We start from the raw sequence: 6,862 nt of genomic DNA on the forward strand, positions 1-6,862 counted from the left end.
CAAAGGGCCCTCAATTGCGCCAAAACAGGGCCGTTTGCGTCTGCTCGCGGGAGAGGGTGACCGCATGAGCCTCTCCACCCACGTTCTCGACGCCATCTCCGGCCGACCCGCGGCGGGCGTTGCCGTCACCTTGACCGACGCCGCAGGCGCACCACTTACCTCGGCGGCCACCGACGACGACGGCCGCGTCGCGAAGCTGGGCGCCGACCTGCCCGCGGGGGTGTACCGCTTGCACTTCGACACGGGAAGCTACTTCGCCAGGCTGGGTGTTGCGACGTTCTACCCAGAAGTGGTCATCGCGTTCGAAATCACCGACGCGGCAGGTAGATACCATGTCCCGGTGCTGCTCTCCCCCTATGCCTATTCCACCTACCGAGGCAGTTGAGCGATGTCGAAGATCATCCTTGGCAAGAACCAATACGGCAAGGCGGAAAGCCGCGTCGTCAGGATCTATCGCGACACCCCCCGCCACGAGATCCGCGACATCAACGTAACTACCTGCCTACGAGGCGATTTCAGTGCGGCCCACCTGGCGGGCGATCAGTCCGACGTGCTGCCCACCGACACCCAGAAGCAGACGGCGTACGCCTACGCCAAGGAGAAGGGCCTGTTGGCGATCGAAGACTACGGCCTGACGCTGGCCAGGCACTTCGTCAACGACGTCGAACCGGTCAACGGCGCGCGGATCGAGATCGAGGAGTACGCCTGGGAACGCGCGATCGTCGACGGCTCGGAACACGACCACACCTGGATCCGGAAGGGCCAGGAGGTGCGTACCGCGGCGATAACCGTTGACGCCGATGGCGAGTGGGTGGTGGGCGGGCTCAAGGACATGGTCATCCTGAAGTCCACCGGCTCCCAGTTCGCCGGCTTCCTGACCGATCCGTACACCATCCTGGAACCCACCAACGACCGGGTGATGGCGACGTCGCTCGTCGCGCAGTGGCGGTTCAGCTCCACCGACCTCGACTGGGCGGCGACCTACGCGGGCATCAAGTCCCAACTGGTCGAGCAGTTCGCCCTGGTGCAGTCACTCGCCTTGCAGCAGACCCTGTTCGAGATGGGCAGGGCGGTACTCGAGACGTACCCGGTCATCGCGGAGATTCGACTGTCCGCACCCAACAAGCATCACTTCGTCTACGACCTGTCGCCATTCGGACTGGCGAACGACAAGGAGGTCTTCAACGCCGACGACCGCCCCTACGGCCTCATTCAGGCCACCGTCACGCGGGACGACGCTCCCCCGGCAGGCGCGGCATGGGATGCGTTCACGGGCTGGCTGTCGTAGCGCCCTGCTACTGGAGTTGATCTCTCAGCCGCGTCAGGGATTTCGCGAGCAGCCGCGACACGTGCATCTGCGAGATGCCGACCCGTTCCGCGATCTGGGTCTGCGTCATCGACTCGAAGAACCGGAGCAGGAGCACCTGACGCTCGCGTTCGGGAAGGCTGGCGAGCAAGGGCCGCAACGACTCTCGGTTCTCGATCTGATCGAGGTTGAGGTCTACGTCGCCGAGGGTGTCCGCGATTGCGGGAGCTTCTTCGGTTCCACCACCCGCGCCGTCGATCGACAGTGTGTTGTAGGAGCTGCCCGCCACCAAGCCTTCGACGATCTCCTCGCGGTCCATCTCCAGCTCCGCGGCGAGTTCCGACGGGGTGGGGGCCCGCCCGAGTCGCTGCGACAGCTCGGCGGTCGCCGCTCCCAGCCGGAGGTGAAGTTCCTTGAGCCGACGCGGCACCTTGACCGACCAGCTGTTGTCCCGGAAGTGGCGCCGAACCTCACCCATGATGGTGGGCACCGCGAAGGACACGAAGTCCGAACCGGCGTCGACGTCGAAGCGAATCACGGCGTTCACCAGACCGACCCTGGCCACCTGCACCAGATCGTCCCGTGGTTCGCCACGACCGTCAAACCGGCGGGCGATGTGATCGGCCAGCGGCAGGCACCGCTCCACGATCGAGTCGCGTTGGCGCGTGAACTTGTCGGAGCCCTCATCGAGCCCCTGCAACGTGCGGAACATGTCGACCACGTCCGCGTATTCAGAGTTCGAGCGTGACGTCGAACCCCGAGAGGACGACGGTGTCACCTCAGCGAGCTCGCTCGCCTCGTCGTCATGGAGATACCGAAGACCTGCGAGTCTTCGGGGCCATGGCCGTCGTGGAAGGTGCTGACCTCATCGGTCAATGAACTCAGGACGTGCCAGCTGAAGCTGCCGGGCACGACGATGTCGGGTGAAGAGCAGGCGGTCGAGACGTCGATCACCAGTCGTTCCTCGAGCGGGTGCACGACCAGAACCAAGGTCGCATCGGGGGTGGCCGACCGAATCAGCCGGGTGCACGCTTCGTCGACGGCCAGTCGGAGGTCTGCCACGCTGTCGAAGTCGAGGTCCTCATACGTCCCGACGGCGCCCACCATCGTCCGCAACACCGCCAGATTCTCCAGCTTCGCCGCGACTCTGACCTCGACTGATCGCGGGCTTCGGTGCCCGCTGTCGTGGTCGTATGCACCGTCTGACACGCGTCCTCCAAGTGATCTCCACGCGAGGTTACCCCGAGCTGGCTCCCAGCTAACCACCACCGCTCCGATCACCACTCGTAGGTGAAACGGAGCAACTGATGATGGTCGTCACCGCGCGCTTATTCCGCTTGATCGTCACGCCTCCTGCTCGGTTGACCGAATCTCGTTACAGCCATGGATGCCCAGGAAGCCTGTCGCTAAACCACGGATGGCGACCGACGCTTTCGTGATCACGGACCAATTCGGGTCGAAAACAACGCAATTGGCGTAGCTCGACGTGACGCGCACCGCACGCCGTTTAGGTGCGAAGGTGGGCGGGAAGCCATTTGGGGTACGGATGCACGGATGCACGTGCCACAACCGAAAGGCAGCCATGAGTGACAAGGACAGTGGTCCCGAAGCAGGTGTAAAGGGCGTCGTCGAAGACGTCAAGGGTAAGGCGAAGGAAGTCGTCGGCACCGTGACCGACAACGACAGCCTCAAGGCCGAGGGTTCGGCCCAGCAGGACAAGGCCGAGGCCCAACGCGATGTCGCCAAGAAGGAAGCCGAAGCCGAGGCCTCACGCGCCTCCGCGCAAGCTGCCGAGGCCAAGCAAAAGGCCGCGGAGTAGCGCCAAAGCACGCTGATGGGCCCGGTCGGGACACCCCGACCGGGCCTTCTGCTGTAGGCATGCGGCGAGGGCGGCGCTTGACTACCTTCGACGGGTGGACCTCAACACCGTCGAGACCATCAGCACGCCGCGGCAACGCGACGAGCTGTGGCCTCTCGGTCCGTCCGACGCCATCTTGGCGGGCGGCACGTGGTTGTTCTCCGAACCGCAGCTCCAGACCCGCCGGCTGGTGGACCTCACCCACTTGGGGTGGCCGCCGGTGACGTTGCACGACGACGGCATCGAGCTCGCTGCGACCTGCACACTGGCGCAGGTGTCGGAACTGTCGACCAGGCTCCCGTCCATTCGACCGGCGTGGCTGGCAGCCCCGGTGTTCCATCAGTGCTGCACCGCTTTGCTCGCGTCGTTCAAGATCTGGCGCGAGGCGACGGTGGGTGGCAACATCTGTCTGTCCCTTCCCGCCGGATCGATGATCTCGCTGGCATCTGCTCTTGGCGGCGAGGTGGTCGTGTGGCGTGCCGACGGCGACGACTACCGAATGGCGGTGACCGAGTTCGTCACGGGCAAGGCCACGAACGTGCTGGCCGTCGGCGATGTGCTTCGGTCGATCCACCTGCCGGACGTGGCGTTGCGGAGCCGCACCGCGTACCGGAAGCTGGCGCCGTCACCGATGGGGCGCTCCGGCATCGTCGTCATCGGCAGGTTGAGTACCGCGGGAACATTGGTGCTGTCGATCACGGCGGCGACCGTGCGGCCCTACGTCTTTACCCTTTCGTCGGTCGACGTGGACGCGGTTCGGCAGGCGCACTCCCGCATCCCCGCCGACGCTTGGACCGACGACCCGCACGGTGACCCCGACTGGCGTCGCGGGGTGTCGCTGGTGCTGGCCGAGCAGATCTGTGCCGAGCTGTCATGATCGTCAACGGCGAAGCGCTGCAGGATGATCCGTGGCCGGGGCAATGCCTGCGCACCTACCTCCGCGATCACGGTCACTTCGAGGTCAAGAAGGGCTGCGACGCCGGCGACTGCGGAGCGTGCTCGGTACTGGTCGACGGGGCGCCGGTACACTCCTGCGTGTTCCCCGCGTTCCGTGCCGTCGGCCACGACGTCACCACGGTCGCAGGCCTCGGCGGGCCCGACGAGCCGCATCCCATGCAGCGGCGATTCGTCGAGGCAGGTGGGTTCCAGTGCGGGTTCTGTACGGCGGGCATGATCACCACCGCGTCGACGCTGACGCCCCGACAGCTTGCGGACCTGCCCCAGCAGCTCAAGGGAAATCTGTGCCGGTGCACCGGTTACCGCGCGATCACCGACGCGCTCGCCGGTGCCGTCAACACGAAGAGGGCGGGCGGTGCCGCGGATTCCGTCGGCGCCCCGGCCGGCATGCGGGTCGCCACGGGCACCGAGCAGTTCACGATGGACCACGCCATCGACGGACTGCTTCACCTCGCCGTGCTGCCGAGTCCGCTCCCGCACGCGAAGATCGTGTCGATCGACACGACTGCGGCGGAACGGCTTCCCGGCGTGCACCTGGTGCTGACCCATCGGGACAGTCCTCCCGTCGCGTTCTCGACGGCGCGCCACGACAGCAGGCTGGACGATCCCGATGATTCCTTCATCCTCGACGACACCGTGCGATTCGTCGGTCAACGCGTCGCAGCCGTCGTCGCCGACACCCTCGCCATCGCCGAAAGTGCCTGCCGGACAATACACGTCGAGTACGAGGAGTTGCCAGCCGTTTTCGATCCCGAGGCGGCCGGGGGGGCGGGCGTCCCGCTTCTGCACGGCGAAAAGGCGACCGATGCGCGCATCGCCGACGCATCGCGCAACCTCGTCGCGGAACTGCACGGCGGCGTCGGTGACCTCACCGCCGGGGTGGCGCTGGCAGAGGCGTCCGGCGGCGCGGTCGTCAGCGGACGGTGGCACACTCAGCGCATCCAGCACGCGCACTTGGAGACTCACGGCTGTACGGGTTGGCGTGATGAACTGGGGCGCTTGGTGATTCGCACCAGCTCCCAGGTGCCATTCCTGGTTCGCGACGAACTGTGTCACGTCTTCGGAATGGAGCGCTCCGAGATCCATGTGCTCACTCGTCGGGTCGGAGGCGGCTTTGGCGGCAAGCAGGAGATGCTGACCGAGGATCTGGTGGCGTTGTCCGTACTTCGACTCGGCAGGCCGGTGCGCTACGAGTTCAGCCGCTCCGATGAATTCACCGCAGCGCCGTGCCGGCACCCCTTCCGCGTGGACGCCACCGTTGCGGCGGGGCCCGACGGCGTGCTGACCGCCCTGGCGGTCGACGTGCTAGTGGACGCGGGCGCCTATGGCAATCACAGCCCCGGCGTGATGTTTCACGGATGCAGCGAATCGGTCTCGGTGTACCGCTGCCCGAACAAGCGCGTCGACGCTGCGGCGGTGTACACCAACAACATTCCGTCCGGCGCGTTCCGCGGCTACGGGCTTGGCCAGGTGATCTTCGCCGTCGAGTCGGCGATGGACCAGTTGGCCGAGCGGCTCGGGATCGACCCGTTCGATCTCAGACGGCGCAACGTCGTCGTCCCTGGCGACCCGTTCACCGACGCACACGTGGCCGACGACGATCTGACGTATGGCAGCTATGGCCTCGACCAGTGCCTCGACCTGGTCCAGAACGCGCTGGCCTCCGGGGAGGGCGCGGCGATGCCCGAAGGCGGGCAGTGGCGGACCGGCGAGGGCATGGCCGTCGCGATGATCGCCACCATTCCGCCGCGCGGACACTTCGCCGACGCGTCGATCTCACTGGACGCCGACGGTGACTTCACCCTGTCGGTCGGCACCGCGGAGTTCGGAAACGGGACCTCGACCGTGCACACCCAGATCGTGGCGTCCGAGCTCGGCATCGATGCGAGCCGGGTGCGAATCCGCCAATCAGACACCGATGCAACGGAATACGACACCGGGGCGTTCGGCTCGGCGGGCACGGTGGTCGCTGGTATCGCGGTGCAGGCGGCGTGCAGGGACCTACGTGCCGCCATTGCCGCCACGCCGGGCGCCCGGCCGCTGGTCGGTCGTGGTCGACACGACGGCACGCCCCGATCGGTGGCCTTCAACGTGCAGGGGTTCCGGGTCGCGGTCGACGTGCAGACCGGTGAAGTGCGGATTCTGCAGTCGGTGCAAGCCGCCGACGCAGGGGTCGTGATGAATCCCGAGCAGTGCCGCGGTCAGGTCGAAGGCGGTGTCGCGCAAGCCATCGGTGGCGCGTTGTACGAAGAGATGCTCACTGGTCCCGACGGTGCCGTCACGACGGTCGATCTGCGCAACTACCACATTCCGCAATACGGCGACCTCCCCGTGACGGAGGTGTACTTCGCCGATACCTACGACACCCTCGGACCGTTCGGCGCCAAGTCGATGAGCGAGTCGCCGTACAACCCGGTGGCGCCGGCACTTGCCAACGCCATCGCGCGGGCCTGCGGAGCGCGGCTGCACCGGTTGCCGATGACACCCGCGCGGGTGTGGCGGGCCTTGCGCTAGCGCACCCATCCGCGGACCCACCCACCCCCTCCGCGACCTTGCGTGTCCCCACCCGACACGCCGGGCATTTCCGGCAGGGCGCGCACGCTCGCGCGATGGGATTGTCGGTCGCGCGGCCTAGCATTCGCACTGTGTGGAAGGCCTACCTCGTCGTGATGGTCACCGCTGGTGTGGGCGCGTACGTGGCGGGCCTCGGTGTGCCGTGGAGCGTGGCCGTCGCCGTGCTG

At 66.6% G+C, this 6,862-nt stretch carries 7 protein-coding genes; 5 read left to right on the forward strand and 2 right to left on the reverse strand.

Annotated elements, in window-relative coordinates; genetic code table 11:
- Positions 1-64: 64 nt before the first annotated feature.
- Positions 65-385 carry a hydroxyisourate hydrolase gene (gene uraH, locus QOD90_RS20640; RefSeq protein ID WP_526352691.1) on the forward strand — a complete coding sequence of 107 codons (321 nt, stop codon included), beginning with the start codon at positions 65-67 and terminating at the stop codon, positions 383-385.
- 3 nt (positions 386-388) lie between these two features.
- A complete protein-coding gene (gene pucL, locus QOD90_RS20645) occupies positions 389-1,288 on the forward strand; it encodes a factor-independent urate hydroxylase (RefSeq protein WP_526352692.1) in 900 nt (299 codons plus the stop codon).
- A gap of 7 nt (positions 1,289-1,295) precedes the next feature.
- Here the strand turns inward: pucL and QOD90_RS20650 are convergent, their stop codons facing one another.
- Entirely contained in the window at positions 1,296-2,084 is a 789-nt protein-coding gene (locus QOD90_RS20650) for an RNA polymerase sigma factor SigF (protein ID WP_526352693.1), read from the reverse strand.
- Positions 2,081-2,515 carry an ATP-binding protein gene (locus tag QOD90_RS20655; protein ID WP_526352694.1) on the reverse strand — a complete coding sequence of 145 codons (435 nt, stop codon included), beginning with the start codon at positions 2,513-2,515 and terminating at the stop codon, positions 2,081-2,083. The genes QOD90_RS20650 and QOD90_RS20655 overlap by 4 nt, the downstream gene beginning before the upstream one ends.
- A 373-nt stretch (positions 2,516-2,888) precedes the next feature.
- Between QOD90_RS20655 and mbp1 the strand changes: the two genes are divergently transcribed.
- From mbp1 to QOD90_RS20670, 3 genes are all read left to right on the forward strand, one after another.
- Complete coding sequence (mbp1, locus tag QOD90_RS20660) at positions 2,889-3,125, forward strand: microaggregate-binding protein 1 (RefSeq protein WP_526352695.1); 237 nt, start codon at positions 2,889-2,891, stop codon at positions 3,123-3,125.
- A 94-nt stretch (positions 3,126-3,219) separates the two neighbouring features.
- Positions 3,220-4,041 (forward strand): FAD binding domain-containing protein, encoded by an 822-nt coding sequence (locus QOD90_RS20665; RefSeq protein WP_526352696.1) that lies wholly within the window; start codon positions 3,220-3,222, stop codon positions 4,039-4,041.
- Positions 4,038-6,635, forward strand: a complete 2,598-nt coding sequence (locus QOD90_RS20670; RefSeq protein ID WP_526352697.1) for a molybdopterin-dependent oxidoreductase — start codon at positions 4,038-4,040, stop codon at positions 6,633-6,635. The genes QOD90_RS20665 and QOD90_RS20670 overlap by 4 nt, the downstream gene beginning before the upstream one ends.
- Positions 6,636-6,862 lie beyond the last annotated feature (227 nt).

The organism is Mycobacterium sp. (assembly GCF_032161845.1).
Taxonomy (GTDB): domain Bacteria; phylum Actinomycetota; class Actinomycetes; order Mycobacteriales; family Mycobacteriaceae; genus Mycobacterium.

Coding starts and splice junctions, on each gene's coding strand:
- pucL (WP_526352692.1), top strand. CDS start 389: ATGTCGAAGATCATCCTTGGCAAGAACCAATACGGCAAGGCGGAAAGC.
- uraH (WP_526352691.1), top strand. CDS start 65: ATGAGCCTCTCCACCCACGTTCTCGACGCCATCTCCGGCCGACCCGCG.
- mbp1 (WP_526352695.1), top strand. CDS start 2,889: ATGAGTGACAAGGACAGTGGTCCCGAAGCAGGTGTAAAGGGCGTCGTC.
- QOD90_RS20670 (WP_526352697.1), top strand. CDS start 4,038: ATGATCGTCAACGGCGAAGCGCTGCAGGATGATCCGTGGCCGGGGCAA.